Source organism: Paucibacter sp. M5-1, from assembly GCF_027498415.2.
Classification (GTDB): Bacteria; Pseudomonadota; Gammaproteobacteria; order Burkholderiales; family Burkholderiaceae_C; genus Roseateles_E.
Map to the genome: position 1 here is coordinate 3556391 of NZ_JAPZLM020000001.1, position 20932 is coordinate 3577322.

Genomic DNA, 20932 nt, shown 5'->3' on the forward strand with positions numbered 1-20932 from the left:
CCCAACAGCCAGGCCCTGCCCATGAGGGGAATGCAGGAGCTTATGCGCGCTGCGCACAAGCGCCCGCTAGGATGGCCCACCGCGCAAGACCTGCCCCTCAACTCCCATGCCCAACGCCCCTCGCCGTGTCTCGCCGCCGGCCGACAGCGTGCTCGCTGCGGACTACGGGGCCGCGCATCTTGCCGATGCCTTTGCCATCGCGTTGCCCGATGGGGTGCCTAGTGATGCCGATGCGCTGACGCTCGCGCGCTCCGTGCTGGCCCACCCGCCGCGCTGGATGCGCGCGCTGCTGGCGATCCGCGACGCGCTGGTGAAGCCCTTCGGCCTGAAGACCACGGCGGCGATGCGCGAGCATCTGGCGCGCAGCGGTGTCGCGCATGTCGACATCTTTCGCCTGCTGTCGGCCAGGCCGCAGGAGGCCGTGTTCGGGGAGATGGACCGCCATCTCGATTTCAAGTTGTCGATCCTGCTCAGGCCGGTCGAGGGCTTTTCTTCATCGTCTTCATCATCACCCCGCCGCGAGGTTGTCGCGACCACGGTGGTGCATTGCCACAACGTGCTGGGTCGGGCCTACCTCGCCTTGATACTGCCGGGGCATGTGCTGGTGGTGAGGTCGTTGCTGGCCGAGGCGGTTCGGAGATACCCAGGCGGGGCCGAGGATCGTGCTCAGCGGTAGGCAGGTCTACGCTGCTCAATGAGGGCAGATGGTTTGACTGGCCGGCCGGATGCGACCCGTTGCTGTCCTTCAATACGGCGTACGCGAGGCTTGCAAACTATCGTCCAACTCTGCGCCACGGGGCCAAATGCTTGTTCATTCGTCCAAGAACTTCCAAGTGTCCGCACCGTCGAATTTGCGAACCTGCACGGATGCGATCAACTTTGGGTCGAAGTTTCCAAGATGGACGCCATGCCTCGCGACAGCCTCCATCACGATCGGCTCCCAGTGCGTGACGCAGCCGCAATGCCTGCATCGGATCGTGCGCAGGGTCTTGTCGCCCTGGACGTAGGCTTCGGTCGAGTCGGGATGACCTTCGATCATCACAGTTCCGAACTCGAAGTACACCCAGGGCCCGCCAATCCTGCGGCACAGCGAGCAGTTGCAATCCGTGGCGACCTCGGGCGTCGAGGGGAGTGTGAGGCGGACCGCGCCGCAGTGGCATGCGCCTTGATGCGTCATCAGAAATTCCCGGTTGATCTTCAGCTTCGATAGCCTGACCGTCTGCGTAGCTCCATATTCCGCGATGTGACCAGTTTTCTGGTGCCTGCCTGCTGGCTACGGCACCGCGAGCATAACCAAGATGAGATGCCGGAACGGAGCCGGTACTGAGCGACTCTTGGTCGCCGACAGCGTCAGCAGGTCGAGGCACGAGGGAAGCTGCCGCTGGTCATTCGCCCGATTGGGATCATTGGGTGCTCGCTGGCTGCCGCCTCTCATGTCGAGTCGGTGCTCCCGCAAATGACGCGGGCGCTGCCCTTCACAGGGAAGCGCCCGCGGGTCCGGCTACAGGCGCCGGGCTACATGAAGTAGGAATCCGTTCCGGCCCTCTTTCAAGGGCTGGAGGCTGCCCCGGACCTAGAAGTTGTTTGCATATCACCTCCTTATCTGGTTGCCATGGAAGCCACAGCCTACTCGCTTCCGAGATTTCCGTCGATGCTCTTGCCGGACGGCCGATGTGGTCTTCAGCCAGTCTTGCCGTTGCGGACTGATTTGAACGACTGGCTTTGGCCGCGAGCAGCCAGCACGCCAGTGGCAACCACTGCCGGGCTCAGCCGGCATCGCGCTGCCGACTGGACATTCGTCCAATGGCGCGGCGAGCCCCGCAGAGAGACAGTGAGGCTTCCTCCAACCACCTGTCTTGTCCTCCATCATGAAAATCCTCAAGCTCGCCACCCTCGGCCTCGCCGCGTCCATCATGGCCGGCTCCGCCGCTGCCGCCACGCCGATTGATGTCGCGAAACCCAGCGTCGTCATCGTGCACGGCGCCTTTGCCGACGGGTCCGACTGGGCCAAGGTGATCCCGCTGCTGCAGGCCCAAGGCGTGCGCGTGACCGCCGTGCAGAACCCGCTCAGCTCGCTGGCCGACGATGCGGCCGCTGCTAAGCGCGCGATCGACGCGCAGCCCGGCAAGGTGGTGCTGGTCGGTCACTCCTGGGGCGGCGCGGTCATCACCGAGGCCGGCGTCAACTCGAAGGTGGCCGCGCTGGTCTATATCGCGGCCTTCGCGCCCGATGTCGGCCAGGCCGTCGGCGAGCTCGGCAAGAACTACCCGACCCCCTCGGGCCTGGCTCATTTCGCGCCCGATCCCGCAGGCTGGCTGTACCTGACGCCCGAAGGCATGAGCCAGCACTTCGCGCAGGACCTGCCGGCCGCGACCACCGCCGTGATGGCGGCCACGCAGGGCCCGATCCTGGGTACCGCCTTCGGCGACAAGGTCTCGGTGGCCGCCTGGAAGCACAAGCCCTCGTGGTATCTGCTGGCCGAGGCCGACCGCATGATCGCGCCGGAGCTGCAGCGCGCCACGGCCCAGGCCATCAAGGCCAAGCTGAGCACCGTCAAGGCCAGCCATGTGCCGCAGCAGTCGCAGCCGGCCAAAGTGGCCGCGGTGATACTGGACGCGGTGCAGAGCGTCAAGTAAGCAACAGGGCATGATGGGCGGGCGCGCCGTGCGATGCGGCGCACCCGCTTCCGTTCAACGCACACCATGTCTGTCGTCAGCGCCCCCGTCCTCGCGAACGCCCAGGTCCAGGTCTTCGATGCCGTCAGAGCGCTTGCCTTTGTCGGCGACCTGAGCATGGGCCAGCCGATCGACCAATCCGCCCGCAGCGCCTGGCTGGCCGTGCAACTGGCGGCGGCGCTGGGCCTGGATGCCTCGCTGCAGGCCAACGCGGCCTACGTCGCGCTGCTGCGCTGGTCCGGCTGCACCGCCAACGCCTCCGAGGTCGCCGAGGTGATCGGCGACGATGTCGGCGGGCGGCAGGCGATGCTGGCGGTCGGCCTGCCGGCCCATCTGTCCGGCCGGCTGATCCCGGCGGCGCAGATCCATTGCGAGGTGTCGGGCGATGTCGCGCGCACCTTGGGCCTGCCGCCGCAGATCGAGCGCGCGCTGCGCCGCATCTTCGAGAAGCTGGACGGCAGCGGTCAGCCGAACGCGCTCGCCGGCGCCGAGGTGCCGGTCGAGGTGCTGCTGGCCCAGGTCGCCAGCGACCTGGAGATCCAGAGCCGCGTCCATGACCTGGAACACGCGCTGGCCGGCCTAGCCGCGCGCGCCGGCCGCCACTACCCCGCCGCGTGGCTGCCGGTGCTGCGCCGGCATGCGGCCGACTGGCTGCACACGCTGGAGAGCGAGCCGGCCTGCATCGATGCGCCGGCGCAGCTGCCGCTGCCGACCGCGCCGCTGGAGCTGATCGCCGATGTGATCGACCTGAAGCTGCCCTGGCTGACCGGCTACTCGCGCCGCGTTGCCGAGGCGGCGCGCGCCGCCGCGCTGCGGCTTGACTTGAGCGAGGCGCAGGCGCAGCGCATTTACCGCGCCGCGCTGATCCACGGCATGGGCCGCGCCGCGGTGCCCAACGAGATCTGGAACCGGCCCGGCCCGCGCAGCGAGGCAGCGCTGGAGCGGCTGCGCCTGGTGCCCTACTGGACGGCGCGTGCCGCGCGCCGAATCGGCAGCCTGAGCGAGGAGGCCGACATTGCCTCCCAGGCCGACGAGCGCCTGGACGGCTCGGGCTTCTTCCGTGGCGCGTCGGGCGACGCGATCGGCATCGAGGGCCGCGTGCTGGCCGCGGCCGCGCAATGGCTGCTGTGGCAGACCAATCGGCCCGGCCAGCCGGGCCTGGACGTGGCCGAGGCCAGCCTGCGCCTGCGCGATGAGGCGCAGCGGGGCCGTTTCGATGCGCGTGTGGTGGCCGCGCTGACCGGCGCGCCGGCGCCATCGCCGGCGCCCGTCGACCCGGCCGGGCCGCTGAGCGCCCGCGAGATCGAGGTGCTGCGCCGCATCAGCCATGGCGAGAGCAATAAGGAGGCGGCGCGTGCGCTGGGCATCAGCCCGAGCACGGTGCGCGCGCACCTGGAGAACATCTTCCGCAAACTCGACTGCACGACGCGTGCCGCCGCCACGCTGAAGGCGCTGACGATGGGGCTGCTGTAGCCGGGGGCCAGGCTCAGCGTTGGCTGAAGTGCTTGGCCACCAGCCGGCTCAGCGTGCCCCAGTTGCGCATCGTCGTCGGCGTGCCCAGGGTCTTCTCCAGCAGCGCATTGCTGCTGCCGGGGCTGGCTCCGAGCTGGCGGCTCAGGCCCAGCGCCGTGTGGCTGGCGGCGTGATAGGCGAACACCTCGGCGTCGCCGCGCGCCGAGCACAGCGGCAGTGCCGGCAGCTCGCCGGCCTCGGCGGACAGAAAGCTGATGCAGCAGTCGTAGACATCGTCGAGCCGCTGGCTCGCGAAGGGCTGGCTGTCGACCAGCTCGGCCACCGCCGCGAGCCGACGCAAAAAGCCCGGCTCGCGCAGTCCGCAGGCCGCCTGCAGCCGGGCCGAGGCCGCCGCCAGCACGCGCCGCGCCGCCGCATCGCCGCGGGTCTCGAACACCAGGGTGCCGTTGACCTGGAAGGAGGCCGGCCGCAGCGCGCCGGCCGCCTCGAAAGCCTGTTCCAGCAAGGCCTTGTCCGGGCAGTTGCGGCGGCCCAGATTGAGATTGCGAAAGAAGACGACGTATTTCATCGGTGGCGGCGCTTCAGCCTGCTGTCCTGTGCTGCGCTTATGCTAACGGCCATGAACATCTCCACGGTGCCAGGTCTTGCCGAAGGTATGTCCGAGAGGCTGGCCGAGGCCTTGCAGCTGATCCGGGCCGAGGCCCGACCCGAGGCGCTGCAGGCGCTGGCGCGCTTTGCGATCGGGGGCGAGGGGCGGCTGGGCTTGTCGGTGCCGCAGATGCGTGACGTGGCCCGGCAGCTGGGCCGCGACCACGAACTGGCGTTGGCGCTGTGGGACACGGCCATCCCCGACGCGCAGATCGTCGCCGGTCTGATCGCCGAGCCGGCAAAGCTGACGCTTGCGCAGATGGACCGTTGGACCCAGGGCATGGCGGCCTGGGATGTCTGCGACCAGGCTTGCAACAATGCCTTGCGCAAATCGCCGCTGGCCTGGGCGCGCATTCCCGTCTGGGCCGCCAGCCGCGAGGAGTTCGTGCGGCGCGCCGGCTATGCGCTGCTGGCCGTGATGGCGGTGCATGACAAGAAGCGGCCCGATGCCGACTTCATCGCGCTGCTGCCGCTGATCGAGGCGGCGGCCGACGATGAGCGCAACTTCGTCAAGAAGGCCGTCAACTGGGCGCTGCGCCAGATCGGCAAGCGGTCGGATGCGCTGCTGCCGGCGGCGATTGCCTGCGCCGAGCGCCTGCGTGAGCGGCCCGAGAAGAGCGCCCGCTGGATTGGCGCCGATGCGCTGCGCGAGCTGGGGCCGCGAGTCCACCGGCCCGGGGCGGGCGCTTAACGGGCGTTGCGCTGGGGCCGCCCCGCTCAGCCCTTGCCCAGCGGCGGCCGGCCGAACAGGCTGGAGGCGTTGCTGATCGGTCCGAGCTCGGCGGTGGCAGCGAGCAGGGCGGGCACCAGATCGCGGGCCCGCGCGCTGCTCAGGCGGGTACGGGGGCCGGCGATGCTGATGACGCCGATCGCCTGCTGGCGACAGAACACCGGGGCCGCGATCGCCGCCATGCCCGGGGCGAACACCTCATCGATCAGCGCATAGCCGCGCACACGCGCCGCGTGCAGAAACCCGACCAGGGCCTTGATGGTGGTGGGTGCCTTGGGACCATAGTCGCTGGGCTGGCCAAAGCCTTGGCGCGCGACCAGTTCGAATGCGCGTTCATCGCTCAGCGTCATCAGCCAGGCGTGGCCCGAGGCCGTGCAGGACAGCCGGGCGTCCATGCCCATGTCCGGGTCATAGCGCAGGCCCGCCTGCCGCGTGCCCTGTGACTTGGCGACCCAGGTCAGCCGATCGTCGTCGACGATGGACAGCCGCACCAGCTCGCCCGAGGCCTGCGCCAGCCGCTCCAGCAGCGGCTCGGCGATGTCGACGATGCCCGCGCTGCTGAGGAAGCCCAGGCCCATGGACACCACCTTGGTCGTCAGCACATAGTCGCCCTGCTTGTGGGCCTGGCGCACATAGCCGTAGCGCTGCAGGTCCGCCAGCAGGCGGTGGCAGACGCTGAGCGGCATGTCCAGCTCGGCGGCGATCAGGGTCAGGGGCAGGCCTTGCGGGTGCTGGATCAGATGTTCCAGCAGCGCCAGTCCGCGTTCCAGAGCGAGGGTCATTCCTGTATTGTGAAACAGGTTTCCTGAATGGAAAGTCTTTCTGGGCCGCGCCCAACAATCAAGCCCATGAGTGCCACCCTCTACATCCTCAACGGCCCCAATCTGAACCTGCTGGGCATACGCGAGCCGCATCTGTATGGCAGCACCTCGCTGCCGCAGATCGAGCAGCTGTGCCAGCGCGTGGCCGCCGAGCTGGGGCTGGCTTGCGAGTTCCGGCAGAGCAATCACGAGGGCGTGCTGGTGGACTGGGTGCAGGAAGCCCGTGAGCGGGCGGCGGCGCTGGTGATCAACCCGGCGGGCCTGTCGTTCAGGTCCATCCCGCTGCTGGATGCGCTGAAGACGCTGGAGCAGCCGATTGCCGAGGTCCACCTGACCAATATCCATAGACGCGACCCGCTCTACCAGCATTCGCTGATCTCGCTCGCCGCCACCGGCGTGATCTGCGGCTTCGGCGCCTTCGGCTACGAGCTCGCGATCCGGGCGCTGGCCCAGCGGCTGGCGGCCGCCTCGCCTTGAAGAACCGGCCCTCAACACAATTCCAAAGGAGACGACCATGAACCCTTCTCGCATCGATCGCCGCAGCTTGCTGGGCGCGGGCGCCGCGCTGGCCGCCGGGGCCATGCTGCCGGCCTGGGCACAGACACCGACCACCCTGCGCTTCGCCGCCGTGTTTTCCGACAAGGACATCCGTGCCGAGATGATGAAGATGTTCGCCAAGGACATCGAGGCCGACTTCAAGCTCGAGATGCATCTGAACTCGACGCTGTTCCGCCAGGGCACCGAGCTGGTCGCGCTGCAGCGCGACAACCTGGAGATGGGCAATATCTCGCCCCAGGACATTTCCAAGCAGGTGCCCGCCTGGTCGCTGCTGACCTCGGCCTATCTGTTCCGCGATGCCAACCACCTCAACAGCTTCTTCGCCAGCGAGGCGGGCGCGCAGATGAAGAAGCTGGTGGAGGACCAGCTCAAGGTGAAGATCCTGGGCCCGACCTTTTTCGGCACCCGGCATCTGGGGCTGAAGACCAAGAAGCGCATCAACGTGCCCGCCGACCTGGCCGGCGTGAAGCTGCGCATGCCGCCCGGCGACACCTGGCAGATGCTGGGCCGCTCGATCGGCGCAAATCCGACGCCGATGGCCTATGCCGAGACCTATACCGGCCTGCAGACCGGCGCCATCGACGGCCAGGACAACCCGCTGCCCAATGTGCAGAACATGAAGTTCTACGAGGTGATGTCGCAGATCGTGCTGACCTCGCATCTGGTGGCCTTTGATCTGCTGACCGTCAATATGAAGACCTGGCAGGGCCTGGCGCCGGCCCGGCAGCGCGCCTTCCAGGCCGCCGCCGACAAGGCCATCGCCTGGAGCACGAGCGAACACCAGAAGCGCGAGGCCGAGCTGGCCGAGACCTTCCGCAAGCAGGGGCTGGAGGTCTATGTGCCCAATATCGCGGCCTTCCGCGAGCATGCCCAGAAGGTCTATCTGGGCTCGGACGAGGCAAAGACATGGCCGGCCGGCATGCTCGACAAGATCAACGCCATGAAGTGAGCTGGAGATGCTGCGTCGGCTCATGCGTTCCTTGCACCGCTTCGCCGAAGCGGTCGCGGTGGTCTTGCTCGCACTGATCTTCGTCGCCTTCCTGCTGCAGATCGCCATGCGCTATCTGTTCAACTGGCCGGTGGGCTGGACCACCGAGCTGTCTCTGGCGGCCTGGCTATGGCTGGTGCTGTGGGGCGCGGCCTTTGTGCTGAAGGACGAGGACGAGATCCGCATCGACCTCTTTGCCGAGCGGGCGAGCCGGCGCACGCGCCGGGTGGTCGGCGGCATCGGCGCCCTGAGCCTGATCCTGCTGTTCGGCATGTCGCTGCCGGCCTCCTGGGCCTATGTGAGCTTCATGAAGGTCGAGAAAAGCGCCTACCTGGGGATCCGCATGGACCTGATGTACTCGATCTACCTGCTGTTTGCCGTCGCCGTCATGGCCCGCAGCCTGCTTCATCTGGTCCGCGGCCCGGCCGCGCCGGGCGGTGATACGCCCCCCACGCCGCCATCCGCGCTGTGAACAGCCCCTTCTCGCTGGCGCTGGTCGTCATCGTCGCGCTGAGCCTGCTGGGCGTGCCGGTCGGCCACGCGATGATCGGCGGCTCGGTGCTCTACCTCTACCTCAAGGGCATGGACATGGGCGCGGCCGCCGAGCAGCTGCTCAACGGCACCTACTCCAGCTTCCTGCTGCTGGCGATACCGCTGTTCATCCTGGCCGCCAGCATCATGAGCAGCGGCAGCATCCTGGATCGCCTGCTGCGCTTCTGCAATGCCATCGTCGGCCGCTTTCCCGGCGGGCTGGCCCAGGTCAATGTGCTGCAGAGCATTGTGTTCGCCACCATGTCGGGCTCCGCGCTGGCCGACGCCGCCGGCTCTGGCAAGCTGATGCAGGCAATGATGACCAAGGACGGCAAGTACACGCCGGGCTTCGCTGCCGCGCTCAGCGCGGTGTCCTCGGTGATCGGGCCCATCCTGCCGCCCTCGATCCCGCTGGTGCTCTATGCGCTGGTGTCCGGCAGCTCGATCGGCTATCTCTTCATCGCCGGCGTGCTGCCGGGGCTGCTGCTGGGTGCGGTGCAGATGGGGCTGATCTATGGACTGGCGCGGCGGCGCGGCTTTCCGGTGGAGGCCAGGACGCCGCTGCGCGAGATGCCCCGCATCACGCGCGAGGCCTTCCCGGCGCTGATGCTGCCGGTGATCCTGCTGGGCTGCATGTACAGCGGCATCACCACCCCCACCGAGGCGGCCGGCATCGCCGCCGCCTACGCGCTGCTGATCTCGGCCGGGCTGTACCGCAGTATGGGCTGGCGCGAGCTCTACGAGGCGCTGCTGTCCAGCGCGCGCATGAGCATCTCGATCGGGATGCTGATCGCCGGCGCGCTGGTGTTCAACTACGTCATCACCTCGGAGAACATCCCCGCCACGCTCAGCAGCTCGATGCGGGGCCTGGAGCTCTCGCAGCTGGGCTTTCTGCTGCTGGTCAATCTGATCCTGCTGGGCCTGGGCATGTTCCTGGAGGGCTCCACCATCATCCTGGTCATCCTGCCGGTGCTGCTTCCCACCGCCACCGCGCTGGGCGTCGATCCCGTTCACTTCGGCGTGATGGCGGTGCTGAACATCATGATAGGCCTGGTGACGCCGCCCTATGGCCTGCTGCTCTTCATGATGATGCGCATCGCCAATGTGTCGCTGCCGGTGCTGATGCGCGATGTGCTTCCCTTCCTGCTGGTCATGCTGGGCGCGCTCGCGCTGGTGACGGTGTGGCCGGACATGGTGCTGTGGCTGCCGCGCCTGGCGGGGTATACCGGGTGAACGCGCCGGGCGAGAAGCTGCTGCTCGGCCTGATCGGCGCCGGCATCCAGCGCTCGCTCAGCCCGGCCCTGCACGAAGAGGAAGCGCGCCGGCACGGGCTGCGCCTGCACTACCAGCTGATCGATCTGGACCTCTGTGGAGCAACACCCGGACAGCTGCCGACGCTGCTTGCCGCCGCCCGCATGATGGGCTTTGCCGGCCTGAACATCACCTATCCCTGCAAGCAGGCCGTGATACCGCTGCTCGACGAACTCTCACCGCAGGCTCAGGCCATGGGCGCGGTCAACACGGTGGTCTTGCGCGGCGGCCGGCTGCTTGGCCACAACACCGATGGCTCCGGTTGGACCTGGGGCTTCCGGCGAGCGCTCCCGGGTGCCGACCTCGGCTGCGTCGTATTGCTGGGCGCCGGCGGCGCCGGCTCGGCCATCGCCGAGGCGGTGCTGAGTCTGGGCGCGGCGCAGCTGCGCCTGGTGGACACCGACGCCGCGCGGGCTCAGGCGCTGGCCGAGGCGCTGAACCTGCGCTACCCGTTTCGCGTCAGCGCGCATGGCGATGCGGCGCGGGCCCTGCAAGGCGCGACCGGCCTGATCCACGCCACGCCCACCGGCATGGCCAAGCTGCCCGGCCTGCCGCTCGCCGCCGAGCTCTTGCAGCCCTCGCTATGGGTCTCGGAGGTGGTGTACTTTCCGCTCGAGACCGAGCTGCTGAAGGCGGCCCGCGCCCGAGCTTGCGCGACGATGGACGGCGGCCACATGGCCGTCGGCCAGGCGGTGGGTGCGTTCGAGCTGTTCACCGGCCTGAAGGCCGATGCGGCGCGCATGGAACAGCACTTCCGGCGCCTGCTGCGGCTCGCGCCGCCCGATCCCGACAGGAGCACATGATGCTGGGTCAAGCCGCGCTCGCGATGTGGTGGGACATCGATGCCGAGGTGCGCGAGGAGTTCGAGCACTGGCACTCGCACGAGCACTTCCCGGAGCGGCTGGCGCTGCCGGGTTTTCTGCGGGCATCGCGCTGGGCGGATGCCGAGGGCGGCCCGGGCTTCTTTGTGCTGTACGAACTGGCGAGCTACGAGGCCCTGGTCTCGCCGGACTATCTGGCGCGCCTGAACGCCCCCAGCGATTGGTCGAAGAAGATGATGCCGCAGCACCGCGCCATGGTGCGCAGCCCATGCCGCGTGCTGGAAAGCTGCGGGAGCGCCGTGGCGGGCCACGCGCTGACGCTACGCTGCTCACCGGCGGCCGGCGAGCAGCAGCGCTTGCAAAGCCATCTGCGCGCGCTGGTGCGGACGCTTCCCGCGCATCCGGGTCTGGTCGGCGCGCAACTGCTGCAGACCGACAAGCCGGCCATCGCACCGACCACCGAGCAGCGCCTGCGCGGCCTGGCAGACCAGGCGGCGGACTGGATCTTCATCGCGACCGGCTACGACGCCCCGGCGCTGGCGCGGCTTGCCGAATCCGCACTGTCAGCGGCAGCGCTGCAGAACGCCGGGGCGGCCACCGGGTCGGTCACTGCGGCCTATGGGCTCAGAGGCGCATCGACCAGCGCAGAAGCCTGCTGAACCGAGCCCCAGGTTTAGACTCGATTCCAATCAGGGGAGTTCGTTCACGCCCTTAACCATGGAGTCGCCACTTGATAACCAAGTCCATTGCTGCCGCTGCTTTCTCGCTGGCGATGTCCTCGCTCGCTACTGGTGCCGCAATCACGCAACAGGAAAAAGACCTGATCGTAGGCAAGCTCAGGCAAGAGATAGGAGACAACTACGTACTTAGCGAGCATGTCGGTGCGATCAACAAGACGCTGGATGAAGCGATTCGTTCGGGTTCGATGGAACGTGTTTCAACACACCAGGAAATGACCGAGCTGTTGACCGCATCGTTGCGCCGGTTCGACAAGCATTTTGGCGTCCAGTGGAGAGATCAGAAGCACGCAAGTGCGGGGGCTGGCGGCGAAGACTGGTTCGCCAAGCTGGGACGAAAGAATTCTGGCTTTGAGAGAGTCGAAATACTTGACGGCAATATCGGCTATGTCGATTTCTGGGGTTTCGACAATGTCAATGACGCCTCGAGAACCCGGGTCAAAACGGTCATGGCCATGGTTGCCGACACCGATGCCATCATTTTCGACCTCAGGAAGAATGGTGGCGGCAGTGGCGATATGGTGCGACTGATCAGCAGCTACCTGCTGGCTGGCAAGGTTCACTTGAACAGCTTCTATTGGAAGCCGTCGAACACCACCACCGAATTCTGGACCCTGGAAGACATCGACGGCAAAAGGCGTACGGATGTGCCGCTGTACGTCCTGACCAGCGCTGAAACGTTTTCGGCCGCCGAGGAGTTTGCCTACAACCTGAAACAGCTGCGTCGGGCAACCATCGTCGGCGAAACCACCAAAGGGGGTGCGAACCCTTGGCGCTTTTTCGAACTGGGCCATGGGTATCGCGCTGCCATTCCCATTGGGCAGGCGATCAACCCCATCTCGAAGGCAAACTGGGAGCATGTCGGCGTTCAGCCCGACGTGAAAGCGACGAGTGCACAGGCGCGCCATGTGGCTTACAGGATGGCGCTGGCGGCACTGAAGGAGTCCACTCGGAACCCTCGTCAACTGGAAGAAATAAACAAGAAGTTGAACGAGTAGGGCGACGGGGGCCTGGGACTCCCGCGGCTGCACCGGTGGCTTCTGGAGTTGCGAGGGCGTGCGCCGCGATGACAGCCTTTGCAATCATGGAAGGTTCAAGTCCAAGCCGAGGCTTGTGCCAACGCTGAAGGTGACGAGCAACAGGACGACGACCAACACCACGAACACTGCGGCGAGCTTCAGGCTCGCGCGAAGTACTGCGCGCTGCGTCTCCGTCCCCTTCTTCTGTCCTTGGTCGTAGTGCCATTTGACGGCATAGAACATGCCAATGCTCAGCACGCCGACCTTGAACGCGATGAAGACCGTAGGGACCCATTCCATGATTTCGATATGCCAGTAGCGCGCTTTCTCACGAGCTGCCACTGTGCGCTCAATAGCGCAAAAAATATAGCACCAGCTTCTTGGAAAAGAGACCGGATCAGTTTAGGTTTGTCGGACACCCGCCCTCACGGTGGTGTCGTTCGCGACGCTGCGCTGACACCGGGCAGGTGTCCGACAAACCTAGACTTTTCCAGCCATCGGTTGCAGCGTAGTGCCGCCGATCGGTTGGTCATGGCCGGCACAAGTGGTCAGCGTGGCTGGCACCTGCAGCGCATCGCTGCCAAGTCAGAAAAGGGTGGTGGGGCTTCCCCCTCTGCCTAAGTTCTGCGGCCGTAGACCGCCAGAGCTGCAGGTGGCATAATCGAACTTAACGAACTTACCGTCATGGAGGTCGTGATGATCGTCTTGAAAGACTCACTGGACAAGGTGCTCTCAGCCCTTCAGGCTGTGGCCGGCATCATCGAGCGCCGCCACACGCTGCCCATCTTCGTCGAGTTATTCAGCAACCGCTGCAAGTCTCTCGCCGCCATCTTCAACGCCGGCCCGGAGAACCGTAGGTCCCTCCGCCTGCTGCCGCTGCGCAAGCCCGCGCCGAAGCCCAACAACGGTCACTCCATCGTCATTCTCGCCCGTGCGCTGGCTGGCTTCTTCAGCCCAGCCAAGGTGAACGCCCGCAATGCACCCTGATTCGAGCTCACTCATGAAGCCCGCCACCTCCTCCATTTCCACCGTCCGCAACACCGCACGCGTTGTCAGGGCGCCCAAGCGCCCCTCGCCCTATGTCTCAGCCGCCCAGACCAAGTCGCTCCTGGCGAGCAGCCTTGCTGCTCGGAATGAGCGCCTGCAGGCCGCGGACATCGTGAACACAGACGACGCGGCCAGCATCGCCGCCACCACTCGCGTGACCATCAACGCCTGGATCTCCAAGGGCCGAGCAATCGGCCTCACCCAGACCCGCCGAGGATTTCGGCTGCCCGTTTGGCAGTTCGACCCGCAGTTCTGGGAGCTAATCCCGAAGCTCTCCAAGGCCCTGGGAACCACCGAAGGGTGGACCCTCCTGTCGTTCCTGGAGACCCCTCTCGGAGGCCTCGACGGGAAGACACCCAGGGCGGCGATCGAGCAAGGCCTCACGGAGCGCGTGCTTGACCTGGCTGCGGCGGAAGGCACCTGACGCATTCGCATGAAGCTCTCCGATCTCGAATACGCCCCGGCGTTCGATCTCCTCGCGCCCACGGCGCTCTTCCGCATCCAGCGCAGCCGCGTGCGCGCCGGCACCGTCCGGATCGGCAGGCTGTTGCTCCCTCCCTCGACACTCCTGAACGGCCGCTTCGATGTCGCTGGCGTGCCGGTGGGCTATTTCGCCGAAGCGCCCGACACGGCAGCCTACGAGGCTCTCGCCAGACGCGAGACGACCTTCCTGTCCATTCAAACCATCACAGGCCGGAGCCTCCTGTGCGTGCAGGCGAGCCGCACGCTGACGCTCCTCGATTTGAGGATGCATGCGTCGAGCTGGCCCGTGCTTCAGTCATTGCGTCTGGCGCATACCCAGGAGCTCGCTGCGGACGCCCATGCGCAGGGGTTTGCGGGCATCGTGTACTGCTCGGCCCAGCAGAACAACATGGCCTGCTACGCGGTCTTCGGCGATGCCATGGCCTCCCTGAAGGTGGCGTGGACGGAGCGCCTGGTCGAACCCGGCACGGGCAACCTGCACACAGTGATCGCAGCCGCGCTGAAGGGCTCCCAAGTCCCGCTGACACCGTGATGGCGCCGGTCTGACTTGAAGGCCTGACACGGCCCAGTGCCCGCAAGCACCTGACCCACTAGAGCCGATCTCCTTCGTCACGCTGCCTAGCGGGGCAGTGACGTTCCATCAGCGCCCGCCCAACCTGCCCGCCTTCCCCACCCCGCCCCTCCTCCCCGCCGGCTTCCTCGCTGCCACCGCCGCCTGCACGGCCAAATCCGCCCAGGCCTGCATCGCGGCGCGGGACTCGAGCGCGCTGTCGGGGGCGGTGTAGTAGTGCAGGCGCCGGGTCTTGCCCTGGGCTTCGTATTCGAAGAGCTGGCAGCCGGCGGCGGCGAAGTGGGGCTGGGTCTGGGCGTTGGCCTTGAGGTAGAGCCGGTCCCAGGCAATGATCGCGACCGTGAGGCCGTCCACGCTCAGGCCCCAGCCCGAGAACATGCGCCTGGCCTGCACCTCGCCCAGGCTGCCCAGCAGCTCGCAGCAGTAGTCGGCGAAGTCCGCGCCCGGCGGCCGGGCTTTGGCGCGGGTGATTTCGGGGGCGGTGCTGCGCGGCATGGCGACTCCAGGAGGTGCGGAAGGAACGAGGAGGGTAAAGAAGAACGAGCAGTGGTCAGCAAGGGCGGGGCGCGATGGCATCGGCCCGCCCGGGTGATGCTAGCGGCCCAAGTGCCGACAATCCTCCCATGCACTGGCTCCTGAATCTCCTGCTGGCCCTGGCCGCGATCGGCGTTGCGCTGCTGCTGCGCCCCTGGCGCGGCCTGCCGCCGGGCGGTCCGCCCTGGCCCTGGCTGGCCTGGGGCGTGGCGGGGATGCCGCTGCTGTGGAGCGCCGACCGGCTGGCGCAGTCGGCGGTGCTGCAGCCGCTGTCGGGGGCCTGCCTGCTGCTGCTGATGGCGGGCTGGCCGCTGGCGGTGCTGGGCCTGGTGCCGGTGACGCTGTTGACGGCCTGGCTGGCCGATCTGTCCTGGGCCGAGGCGCTGCAGCGCGGTGTGTGGCTGGGCCTGCTGCCGGCCACGCTGGCGCTGGGACTGGGCGCCGGTGTGCGGCGCTGGCTGCCGCAGCATCTGATGGTCTACATCCTGGGCCGGGGCTTCTTCGCCACCCTGCTGGCCGGCACGCTCAGCGGCGCGGCGGCGCTGGCCCTGCATGGCGGCATGGCCTCGCTGAGCGAGGCCGACCTGATGCTGGGCCGCTGGCTCAGCGCCTGGGGCGATGCCTTCATCACCGGCATGTTCAGCGCCATCTTCGTGGCCTTCCGGCCGCAGTGGCTGGCCACCTATTCGGACCGGCTGTATCTGCCGCGGTGATCCGCCGCGCTGCTGGTCAGACCAGATCCAGCACCTCGGCGAGCGGGCGGCGTGGCTTCTGCGGCCAGTTGCCGGGTGAGGCATGGCCGACCGCCAGCAGCAGCACCGGGATCTCGTCGGCCTTCAATCCGAAGGCGCTCGCTACCGCGTCGGCATCGAAGCCTATCATCGGCGCCGCGCCCAGGCCGGCGCCCTGCGCGGCATGGATCAGCGTGGCGGCGCCCAGAGTGGCGGAGCGCACGGCCTCGTCGCGCTGGCGCTGCGGCTGCTCGTGATACAGGCTCTTCGCCGCGCCCTCCCAGCCCGCCACCATCTCGGCCGGCATGAAGCCTGCGGCGACCGACGGGGCCAGGCGTGCCGCCATCACCTCATGGCTGGCAAGTTGCCCGCAGACGATGAAGGTCACGGCCGCCTCGGTGATCTTGGCCTGGTTCCAGGCCAGCGGGCGCAGACGCTCCTTGGCGGCCTGGCTGCGCACGGCGATGAAGCGCCAGTTCTGCAGATTGAAGGAGCTGGGTGCCAGGGTGGCGAGCTGCACCAGCTCGCGGATCTGCGCATCGTCGAGGCCGCGCAGCGGGTCGAAGAGCTGGGTGGTGCGGCGGTGCTGGATGGCTTGATGGACGGGGTTGGTCATGGGGATCTCTTGTATCGAGGGTGAGCTTGGCCCGCGCGACCGGAGGCCGGTGCGCGAGGGGAGGCGCGAGGGGACTGGGGAGGGGCTCAGGCGATGGTGTCGACGACGCCACCATCGACGCGCAGGGCCGCGCCGGTGGTGGCCGAGGCCTGCGGCGAGCAGACATAGACAACCATGTTTGCCACCTCTTCCGGCGTGGCCACCCGCTGCAGGATGGACGAGCTGCGGTGCGTCCTGACGAAGGCATCGGCGAGCCGCCGCGCGGCGTCGGCATCGACGCCGGGCGCCACCATCTGGTGAACGCCTTCGGACAGCGTCGGCCCCGGCAGCACCGCGTTGACCGTGATGCCGGTGCCGGCCAGGCTCTTGGCCAGCCCGCGCGAGACAGCCAGGTTGCCGGTCTTGGTGAAACCGTAGTGGATCATGTCGGCCGGGATGTTCAGGGCCGATTCGGACGAGATGAAAACGACGCGGCCCCAGTTCTTGCGCCGCATGTCCGGCAGATAGTGGCGGCTGGCGCGCACGCCGGACATCACATTGATCTGGAAGAAGCGCTCCCATTCCTCGTCGTCGATCTTCTCGAAGGCCTGAGGATTGAAGATGCCGAGGTTGTTGACCAGGATGTCCACCGTCGGCTCCGCCGCTTTCAGCGCGTCAAAGCCGGCGGCCGTTCCCAGATCGGCGGCGAAGCCCCGGGCCTGGGCGCCGGGCACGGTGGCGCGCAGCCGCGTGATCGCCTGGTCCACATCCTCCTGCCGGCGGCCGGTGATGATCACGGCCGCGCCGGCACGGGCCAGGCCGGTGGCGATGGCATGGCCGATGCCGCGCGTGGAGCCGGTGACGAGGGCCGTCTTGCCACTCAGATCGATATTCATGGAAGACCTCTTCGATATTGATCGGCCCGTTCGCGCATCGATGGCGGTGGGCAGTGAAGAGATCGTAGGAGCGGAGGCGCCTGCTGATAATCCGTCCGGCCGCGAAAGCAGTTTTCGAGCTTTCGCGAAGCAGGCGCTGAGTCGGCTGACGAGTCAGGGGGCCAGGGCCGCGGCCAGGTGCTCCACCAGTGCGGCGACCCGCCGGCTCGGCGGATGGCCGGCGTAGACGGCGAACAGGTCGATGTGCCCGGCGGCAAAGCCGTCCAGCGCGGTCTGCAGGCGGCCCTCGGCCAGATCCTGGCTGACATCCCAGCGGTTTTTCAGGATCACGCCGTGCCCCTCCAGCGCCCATTCGCGCAGCAGGCCGCCATCACTGGCCTCGCGGTCGCCGCTGACCTTGACGCTGAAGGCCTTGCCGTCTTCACGGAAGGGCCAGGCCGCCAGCGGCGCATCGGGCCGGGCCAGCACGATGCAGTTGTGCGCCACCAGTTCGCGCGGATGGGCGGGCTTGCCGTGCCGGGCCCAGTAGGCCGGCGCGGCACACACCAGGCGCTCGCCGCGCACGAGCAAGCGCGCATGCAGGCCGGAGTCGACCAGCGGGCCGGTGCGTATCGCCAGGTCGATCTGCCCGCCGATCAGGTCCAGCGTGCTGTCGCTGAGCAGCAGGCTTAGGCGCAGCTTCGGGTGCCTCGCCTGGAAGGTGTCCAGCAGCGGGCGCAGCTGGCTGCGCCCGAAGTCGTTGGTCGTCGTCAGGCGGATCGGGCCGACCAGGGCGCCCTGGTCCTTCAGCCCGGACAGCGCCGCGTCCCAGTCGGCCACGATGCGCCGGGCCTCCGCCAACAAGACCTGACCCTCGTGGGTCAGTACCAGCCGCCGGGTCGAGCGCGCCATCAGTGCGACGCCGCACTCCTGTTCCAGCTGGCTGACCGCCGAGGCGACCGTGGAGGTGGCGAGCCCGCGCTGCCGCGCCGCGCCGGAGAAGCTTCCGGCCGCGGCCACGTCCAGCAGCAAGCGCAGTGCATCGATCCGGTCCATCGCTGGGGCCTGTGGAGGCTAAGTGGAGCTGGGTGATTGTGAGGGAAAGGGGGGCCGTCAGTCCGACGCCGCCCGCGCCAGCGCCTCCCGCGTGGCCGCATCGGCCGGGAAGAAATGCTCGACTCTCAGCGAGGCCACGGTCACGTCCAGCGGGGTGCCGAAGGTCGTGAAGGCCGAGAACAGCGCGAGCTCCCCGGCCGAGGAGCGCAATCGGGTGTGCATCAGCGGCGTCACCGGCGCGGGTGCCAGCGCCTTCGGCACATGGGGGCGCAGCTCCTCCAGCAGCGGGCGCAGCGCCGGCACATGGTGGGCTTCGCCGCTGGCGCGCTGCCACAGGCCGGCACAGACCTCGTCCTCGTTGACGCACAGATGGCGCAGGCCGCCGGGCAGCAGGCAGGCGCGCAGCAGATTGAAGTCGCCGCTGTCCAGCAGGGCCGGGTCCACGCCTAGCAGGCGCATCAGGCCGCGCATGCCCCTGTTGGCCATCAGCAGTGTCCATGTGCCGTCCATCACCAGGGCCGGGGCGGGGTCATGGGCCTGCAGCAGATGGCTCAGGGCTGCGCGCACCGGCGCCATCTCGGGGTCGTCGAGGCTGGTCTCGGTGTAAGCCGGCGCATAGCCGGCCGCCAGCAAGGCCTTGTTGCGCTCGGCCAGCGGCGCGTCGAGCGCGTCCAGCACGGCCATCAGCATCTCGCGGCTGGCGCGCGAGCGGCCGGTCTCTATGCAGCTGAGGTGGCGTTGCGAGACGCCCACCCGCATCGACAGTTCCAGCTGGCTGATGCGGCGTTGGGTGCGCAGGGCGGCGAGGGTGGAGGTGTTCATGGCTGCCATCCTAGCGGGGCCAGGTCTTGCCGCAATGACCTGGCAGGTCATCGCCAGCAGCAGCCCAACTCAGCGCAGGTCTTCGGCGCGCGGCCTGATGCCGTAGGCCTTGAACAGGCGCTCGATGCTGCCGTCGCGCAGCATCGCCTGCCGGGCGTCCTGCAGCCGCGCCAGCTCGGCCTCGTCGATGCCGGCGCTGGCCGCCAGCCAGACCTCGCCGGACTCCAGCTCCAGGCCGACCTGGAACTGCGCGGGGTCGCGGCCGCTGCCACGCACCTTGTCCATATTGATCACATCGCCGCCATAGATCGCGTCGACATGGCCGCGTTCGAGCTGGCGCAGCATGTCCTCGACGCTGTGGGCCTGCAGCACCAGCTCCTCCTTGAAGCCGTGGCGCTGCAGTTGGGCCAGATTGGGGCTGGCGCGCAGCACCGTCAGCTTGAGCCGCTTGGCCTGCTCCAGGCTGCTGACCGGGGGGCGGCCGGCGCGGTTGATGAAGACGAAGTGCTGCACATAGAGCTTCAGCAGCCATTGGTAGTGCGGCTCGCGCTCGGGCGTGCGCGTCAGCGGCAGGATCGCGACGCGGGGCTGGGCGCTGGCCATCTGCATGGCCCGGGCCCAGGGGTAGAACTCGACCTTGACGGCGTGGCCGGCGCGCCGCGCCAGCTCCTCGACCAGCTCCACCAGCACGCCCGGCCGCCCGGGCTGGCCTTCGATCGCAAACGGTGGCAGATCACCGCTGACGATGCGCAAAGAGGGGGTGGCTCGGGCCCCCGCTGGCAGGGCCAGGGCGGCGCCGAACAGATGGCGTCGGGAGATGAAGAACATGGGGCGATGCTCGCACAGCAGACCGGCTACCGCCAAGCGCACGGCGCTAGTCCAGTGGCGGTGTGTCCTTTGCGACCAACGCCGCCTGGCCCTGCTTGGCGAACTGGGCCAGCGCGACACCGCCCAGCGCCACCGCGGCGCCCAGCAGCTTGACGGCGGTGTAGGACTCGCCGGTGCTGGCCCAGGCGGCCAGGCCGGCGATCGGCGGCATCAGATAGATCAGCGGCGCGGTGCGCGCAACGCCGCGCTTGGCATTGACCCACCCCCAGGCCAGCCAGCCGATGAAACCGCTGGCGACCACGGCCCAGACCGCGCCCAGCCACAGCCAGGGCGACAGGCCGGCCCAGTCGACCCGCAGCGCGGCCGGCGCGCTGAAGAGCAGCACCGGCAGCGTGGCGATCAGCGTTGCATGGCCCATCACCAGCACGCCGCCATGGCGCGCGATCAGCGGCTTGCTGGCCACCGTGTAATAGCTGAACAGCGCCGCCGCCAGCAGCAGCACCAGGTCGCCGCCGCTGGCCTGCCATTGAACCTGATTGGCGCCGAGCAGCTTGTCCGACATGAAGAGCAGGGCGCCGGCCGCCGCGACCGCAACGCCGCCGACCTGGGCGCGGCTGAGCCGCTCCAGCCCCGAGGCGCGCAGTATCAGCAAGGTGAACACCGGCCCGCAGGCCAGCAGCACCGAGCTGGAGAAGGCGGTGGACCAGTGCACGCCATAGGTGGCCAGCGCCAGATGCAGGCCCTGGCCGATCAGGCCCAGGCGCAGCAGCGCCAGCCAGTCGGCGCGTGGCAGGCGCGGCCAGGCCAGGCCGAAATGCCAGAGCAGCAGCGCGGCCGCGCAGATGGGCATCAAGAGATAGCGCAGGAACAGAAAGCCTTCCGGCCCCATCGCGCCGAACAGGGTCTTCTGCAGCGGGAAGTTCAGGCCCCAGACCAGGATGGTGGCGAGGCCGACCCAGAGGGCCTGGCGGGCGGCTGCGGCGGCGCTGGCGGGCATGGGCGCCATCTTGCATCAGGCGCGGTCGGGGCTTGTGCGCCTGGCGGCCTGCGCGCGCAAAAAAGACCCCGCAGCGCCGAA

26 protein-coding genes are annotated in these 20932 nt (G+C 68.1%); 15 read left to right on the forward strand and 11 right to left on the reverse strand.

Annotated elements, in window-relative coordinates; translation table 11 throughout:
* Nucleotides 1-106 precede the first annotated feature (106 nt).
* Entirely contained in the window at nt 107-676 is a 570-nt protein-coding gene (locus O5M90_RS16690; RefSeq protein ID WP_269839624.1) for a DUF2867 domain-containing protein, read from the forward strand.
* A gap of 135 nt (nt 677-811) precedes the next feature.
* Here the strand turns inward: O5M90_RS16690 and O5M90_RS16695 are convergent, their stop codons facing one another.
* Nucleotides 812-1177, reverse strand: coding sequence for a GFA family protein (locus O5M90_RS16695; protein WP_269839625.1), 366 nt, complete (start codon nt 1175-1177; stop codon nt 812-814).
* Between the two features lie 691 nt (nt 1178-1868).
* Here O5M90_RS16695 and O5M90_RS16700 point away from each other — a divergent pair.
* Complete coding sequence (locus O5M90_RS16700; protein WP_269839626.1) at nt 1869-2636, forward strand: alpha/beta hydrolase; 768 nt, start codon at nt 1869-1871, stop codon at nt 2634-2636.
* A 66-nt stretch (nt 2637-2702) separates the two neighbouring features.
* Nucleotides 2703-4148: an HD domain-containing phosphohydrolase gene (locus O5M90_RS16705; protein ID WP_269839627.1), complete on the forward strand. Its 1446-nt coding sequence runs from the start codon at nt 2703-2705 to the stop codon at nt 4146-4148.
* A gap of 13 nt (nt 4149-4161) precedes the next feature.
* Here the strand turns inward: O5M90_RS16705 and O5M90_RS16710 are convergent, their stop codons facing one another.
* Nucleotides 4162-4716 (reverse strand): DUF1697 domain-containing protein, encoded by a 555-nt coding sequence (locus tag O5M90_RS16710; RefSeq protein WP_269839628.1) that lies wholly within the window; start codon nt 4714-4716, stop codon nt 4162-4164.
* 51 nt (nt 4717-4767) lie between these two features.
* Between O5M90_RS16710 and O5M90_RS16715 the strand changes: the two genes are divergently transcribed.
* Nucleotides 4768-5487, forward strand: a complete 720-nt coding sequence (locus O5M90_RS16715; RefSeq protein ID WP_269839629.1) for a DNA alkylation repair protein — start codon at nt 4768-4770, stop codon at nt 5485-5487.
* Between the two features lie 26 nt (nt 5488-5513).
* Here O5M90_RS16715 and O5M90_RS16720 read toward each other — a convergent pair whose 3' ends face one another.
* Nucleotides 5514-6308 (reverse strand): IclR family transcriptional regulator, encoded by a 795-nt coding sequence (locus O5M90_RS16720; protein ID WP_269839630.1) that lies wholly within the window; start codon nt 6306-6308, stop codon nt 5514-5516.
* A 66-nt stretch (nt 6309-6374) separates the two neighbouring features.
* Here O5M90_RS16720 and O5M90_RS16725 point away from each other — a divergent pair, with 66 nt between their 5' ends.
* From O5M90_RS16725 to O5M90_RS16755, 7 genes are all read left to right on the forward strand, one after another.
* Nucleotides 6375-6824, forward strand: coding sequence for a type II 3-dehydroquinate dehydratase (locus tag O5M90_RS16725; RefSeq protein WP_262972183.1), 450 nt, complete (start codon nt 6375-6377; stop codon nt 6822-6824).
* Nucleotides 6825-6861: 37 nt separating this feature from the next.
* Nucleotides 6862-7854, forward strand: a complete 993-nt coding sequence (gene dctP, locus O5M90_RS16730; protein ID WP_269839631.1) for a TRAP transporter substrate-binding protein DctP — start codon at nt 6862-6864, stop codon at nt 7852-7854.
* 7 nt (nt 7855-7861) lie between these two features.
* Nucleotides 7862-8365: a TRAP transporter small permease gene (locus O5M90_RS16735; protein ID WP_269839632.1), complete on the forward strand. Its 504-nt coding sequence runs from the start codon at nt 7862-7864 to the stop codon at nt 8363-8365.
* A complete protein-coding gene (locus O5M90_RS16740; protein WP_269839633.1) occupies nt 8362-9657 on the forward strand; it encodes a TRAP transporter large permease in 1296 nt (431 codons plus the stop codon). The genes O5M90_RS16735 and O5M90_RS16740 overlap by 4 nt, the downstream gene beginning before the upstream one ends.
* Nucleotides 9654-10538, forward strand: coding sequence for a shikimate dehydrogenase (locus tag O5M90_RS16745; protein WP_269839634.1), 885 nt, complete (start codon nt 9654-9656; stop codon nt 10536-10538). The genes O5M90_RS16740 and O5M90_RS16745 overlap by 4 nt, the downstream gene beginning before the upstream one ends.
* A complete protein-coding gene (locus tag O5M90_RS16750) occupies nt 10538-11215 on the forward strand; it encodes a DUF4286 family protein (RefSeq protein ID WP_269839635.1) in 678 nt (225 codons plus the stop codon). The genes O5M90_RS16745 and O5M90_RS16750 overlap by 1 nt, the downstream gene beginning before the upstream one ends.
* Nucleotides 11216-11286: 71 nt before the next feature.
* A complete protein-coding gene (locus tag O5M90_RS16755; protein WP_269839636.1) occupies nt 11287-12291 on the forward strand; it encodes a S41 family peptidase in 1005 nt (334 codons plus the stop codon).
* An 84-nt stretch (nt 12292-12375) separates the two neighbouring features.
* Here the strand turns inward: O5M90_RS16755 and O5M90_RS16760 are convergent, their stop codons facing one another.
* Nucleotides 12376-12654 (reverse strand): hypothetical protein, encoded by a 279-nt coding sequence (locus O5M90_RS16760; RefSeq protein ID WP_332909468.1) that lies wholly within the window; start codon nt 12652-12654, stop codon nt 12376-12378.
* Nucleotides 12655-13008: 354 nt separating this feature from the next.
* Here O5M90_RS16760 and O5M90_RS16765 point away from each other — a divergent pair, with 354 nt between their 5' ends.
* From O5M90_RS16765 to O5M90_RS16775, 3 genes are read left to right on the forward strand one after another with little or no spacing between them, the layout of a single operon-like run.
* Nucleotides 13009-13299 carry a hypothetical protein gene (locus tag O5M90_RS16765; protein WP_269839637.1) on the forward strand — a complete coding sequence of 97 codons (291 nt, stop codon included), beginning with the start codon at nt 13009-13011 and terminating at the stop codon, nt 13297-13299.
* Between the two features lie 13 nt (nt 13300-13312).
* The gene (locus tag O5M90_RS16770; protein ID WP_269839638.1) at nt 13313-13783 is read left to right on the forward strand and encodes a hypothetical protein; all 471 of its coding nucleotides are present in this window, start codon (nt 13313-13315) and stop codon (nt 13781-13783) included.
* 9 nt (nt 13784-13792) lie between these two features.
* Nucleotides 13793-14374 carry an RES family NAD+ phosphorylase gene (locus O5M90_RS16775; RefSeq protein WP_269839639.1) on the forward strand — a complete coding sequence of 194 codons (582 nt, stop codon included), beginning with the start codon at nt 13793-13795 and terminating at the stop codon, nt 14372-14374.
* Between the two features lie 108 nt (nt 14375-14482).
* Here O5M90_RS16775 and O5M90_RS16780 read toward each other — a convergent pair whose 3' ends face one another.
* Complete coding sequence (locus O5M90_RS16780; protein ID WP_269839640.1) at nt 14483-14908, reverse strand: TfoX/Sxy family protein; 426 nt, start codon at nt 14906-14908, stop codon at nt 14483-14485.
* 128 nt (nt 14909-15036) lie between these two features.
* Between O5M90_RS16780 and O5M90_RS16785 the strand changes: the two genes are divergently transcribed.
* On the forward strand, nt 15037-15660 hold the full coding sequence (locus O5M90_RS16785) for a hypothetical protein (RefSeq protein ID WP_269839641.1): 624 nt from the start codon (nt 15037-15039) through the stop codon (nt 15658-15660).
* A gap of 16 nt (nt 15661-15676) precedes the next feature.
* Here the strand turns inward: O5M90_RS16785 and O5M90_RS16790 are convergent, their stop codons facing one another.
* From O5M90_RS16790 to O5M90_RS16815, 6 genes are all read right to left on the reverse strand, one after another.
* Nucleotides 15677-16294, reverse strand: a complete 618-nt coding sequence (locus O5M90_RS16790) for a nitroreductase family protein (protein WP_269839642.1) — start codon at nt 16292-16294, stop codon at nt 15677-15679.
* Nucleotides 16295-16380: 86 nt separating this feature from the next.
* Nucleotides 16381-17169 (reverse strand): SDR family NAD(P)-dependent oxidoreductase, encoded by a 789-nt coding sequence (locus O5M90_RS16795; RefSeq protein WP_269839643.1) that lies wholly within the window; start codon nt 17167-17169, stop codon nt 16381-16383.
* A gap of 153 nt (nt 17170-17322) precedes the next feature.
* Entirely contained in the window at nt 17323-18204 is an 882-nt protein-coding gene (locus tag O5M90_RS16800) for a LysR family transcriptional regulator (protein ID WP_269839644.1), read from the reverse strand.
* 57 nt (nt 18205-18261) lie between these two features.
* Nucleotides 18262-19026 carry a helix-turn-helix domain-containing protein gene (locus O5M90_RS16805; protein ID WP_269839645.1) on the reverse strand — a complete coding sequence of 255 codons (765 nt, stop codon included), beginning with the start codon at nt 19024-19026 and terminating at the stop codon, nt 18262-18264.
* 69 nt (nt 19027-19095) lie between these two features.
* Nucleotides 19096-19854, reverse strand: a complete 759-nt coding sequence (locus tag O5M90_RS16810) for a substrate-binding periplasmic protein (protein WP_269839646.1) — start codon at nt 19852-19854, stop codon at nt 19096-19098.
* A 46-nt stretch (nt 19855-19900) separates the two neighbouring features.
* Nucleotides 19901-20851, reverse strand: coding sequence for a DMT family transporter (locus O5M90_RS16815; RefSeq protein WP_137944357.1), 951 nt, complete (start codon nt 20849-20851; stop codon nt 19901-19903).
* Nucleotides 20852-20932: the final 81 nt, after the last annotated feature.

Excerpts from the sequence above, each read along its gene's own strand:
- O5M90_RS16725 (WP_262972183.1), top strand. The coding sequence starts at position 6,375 with ATGAGTGCCACCCTCTACATCCTCAACGGCCCCAATCTGAACCTGCTG.
- O5M90_RS16785 (WP_269839641.1), top strand. The coding sequence starts at position 15,037 with ATGCACTGGCTCCTGAATCTCCTGCTGGCCCTGGCCGCGATCGGCGTT.
- O5M90_RS16715 (WP_269839629.1), top strand. The coding sequence starts at position 4,768 with ATGAACATCTCCACGGTGCCAGGTCTTGCCGAAGGTATGTCCGAGAGG.
- O5M90_RS16705 (WP_269839627.1), top strand. The coding sequence starts at position 2,703 with ATGTCTGTCGTCAGCGCCCCCGTCCTCGCGAACGCCCAGGTCCAGGTC.
- O5M90_RS16690 (WP_269839624.1), top strand. The coding sequence starts at position 107 with ATGCCCAACGCCCCTCGCCGTGTCTCGCCGCCGGCCGACAGCGTGCTC.
- O5M90_RS16770 (WP_269839638.1), top strand. The coding sequence starts at position 13,313 with ATGAAGCCCGCCACCTCCTCCATTTCCACCGTCCGCAACACCGCACGC.
- O5M90_RS16805 (WP_269839645.1), bottom strand. The coding sequence starts at position 19,026 with ATGAACACCTCCACCCTCGCCGCCCTGCGCACCCAACGCCGCATCAGC.
- O5M90_RS16775 (WP_269839639.1), top strand. The coding sequence starts at position 13,793 with ATGAAGCTCTCCGATCTCGAATACGCCCCGGCGTTCGATCTCCTCGCG.
- O5M90_RS16810 (WP_269839646.1), bottom strand. The coding sequence starts at position 19,854 with ATGTTCTTCATCTCCCGACGCCATCTGTTCGGCGCCGCCCTGGCCCTG.
- O5M90_RS16750 (WP_269839635.1), top strand. The coding sequence starts at position 10,538 with ATGCTGGGTCAAGCCGCGCTCGCGATGTGGTGGGACATCGATGCCGAG.
- O5M90_RS16780 (WP_269839640.1), bottom strand. The coding sequence starts at position 14,908 with ATGCCGCGCAGCACCGCCCCCGAAATCACCCGCGCCAAAGCCCGGCCG.
- O5M90_RS16815 (WP_137944357.1), bottom strand. The coding sequence starts at position 20,851 with ATGCCCGCCAGCGCCGCCGCAGCCGCCCGCCAGGCCCTCTGGGTCGGC.
- O5M90_RS16700 (WP_269839626.1), top strand. The coding sequence starts at position 1,869 with ATGAAAATCCTCAAGCTCGCCACCCTCGGCCTCGCCGCGTCCATCATG.
- O5M90_RS16765 (WP_269839637.1), top strand. The coding sequence starts at position 13,009 with ATGATCGTCTTGAAAGACTCACTGGACAAGGTGCTCTCAGCCCTTCAG.
- O5M90_RS16790 (WP_269839642.1), bottom strand. The coding sequence starts at position 16,294 with ATGACCAACCCCGTCCATCAAGCCATCCAGCACCGCCGCACCACCCAG.
- dctP (WP_269839631.1), top strand. The coding sequence starts at position 6,862 with ATGAACCCTTCTCGCATCGATCGCCGCAGCTTGCTGGGCGCGGGCGCC.
- O5M90_RS16710 (WP_269839628.1), bottom strand. The coding sequence starts at position 4,716 with ATGAAATACGTCGTCTTCTTTCGCAATCTCAATCTGGGCCGCCGCAAC.
- O5M90_RS16800 (WP_269839644.1), bottom strand. The coding sequence starts at position 18,204 with ATGGACCGGATCGATGCACTGCGCTTGCTGCTGGACGTGGCCGCGGCC.
- O5M90_RS16795 (WP_269839643.1), bottom strand. The coding sequence starts at position 17,169 with ATGAATATCGATCTGAGTGGCAAGACGGCCCTCGTCACCGGCTCCACG.
- O5M90_RS16720 (WP_269839630.1), bottom strand. The coding sequence starts at position 6,308 with ATGACCCTCGCTCTGGAACGCGGACTGGCGCTGCTGGAACATCTGATC.
- O5M90_RS16735 (WP_269839632.1), top strand. The coding sequence starts at position 7,862 with ATGCTGCGTCGGCTCATGCGTTCCTTGCACCGCTTCGCCGAAGCGGTC.
- O5M90_RS16695 (WP_269839625.1), bottom strand. The coding sequence starts at position 1,177 with ATGACGCATCAAGGCGCATGCCACTGCGGCGCGGTCCGCCTCACACTC.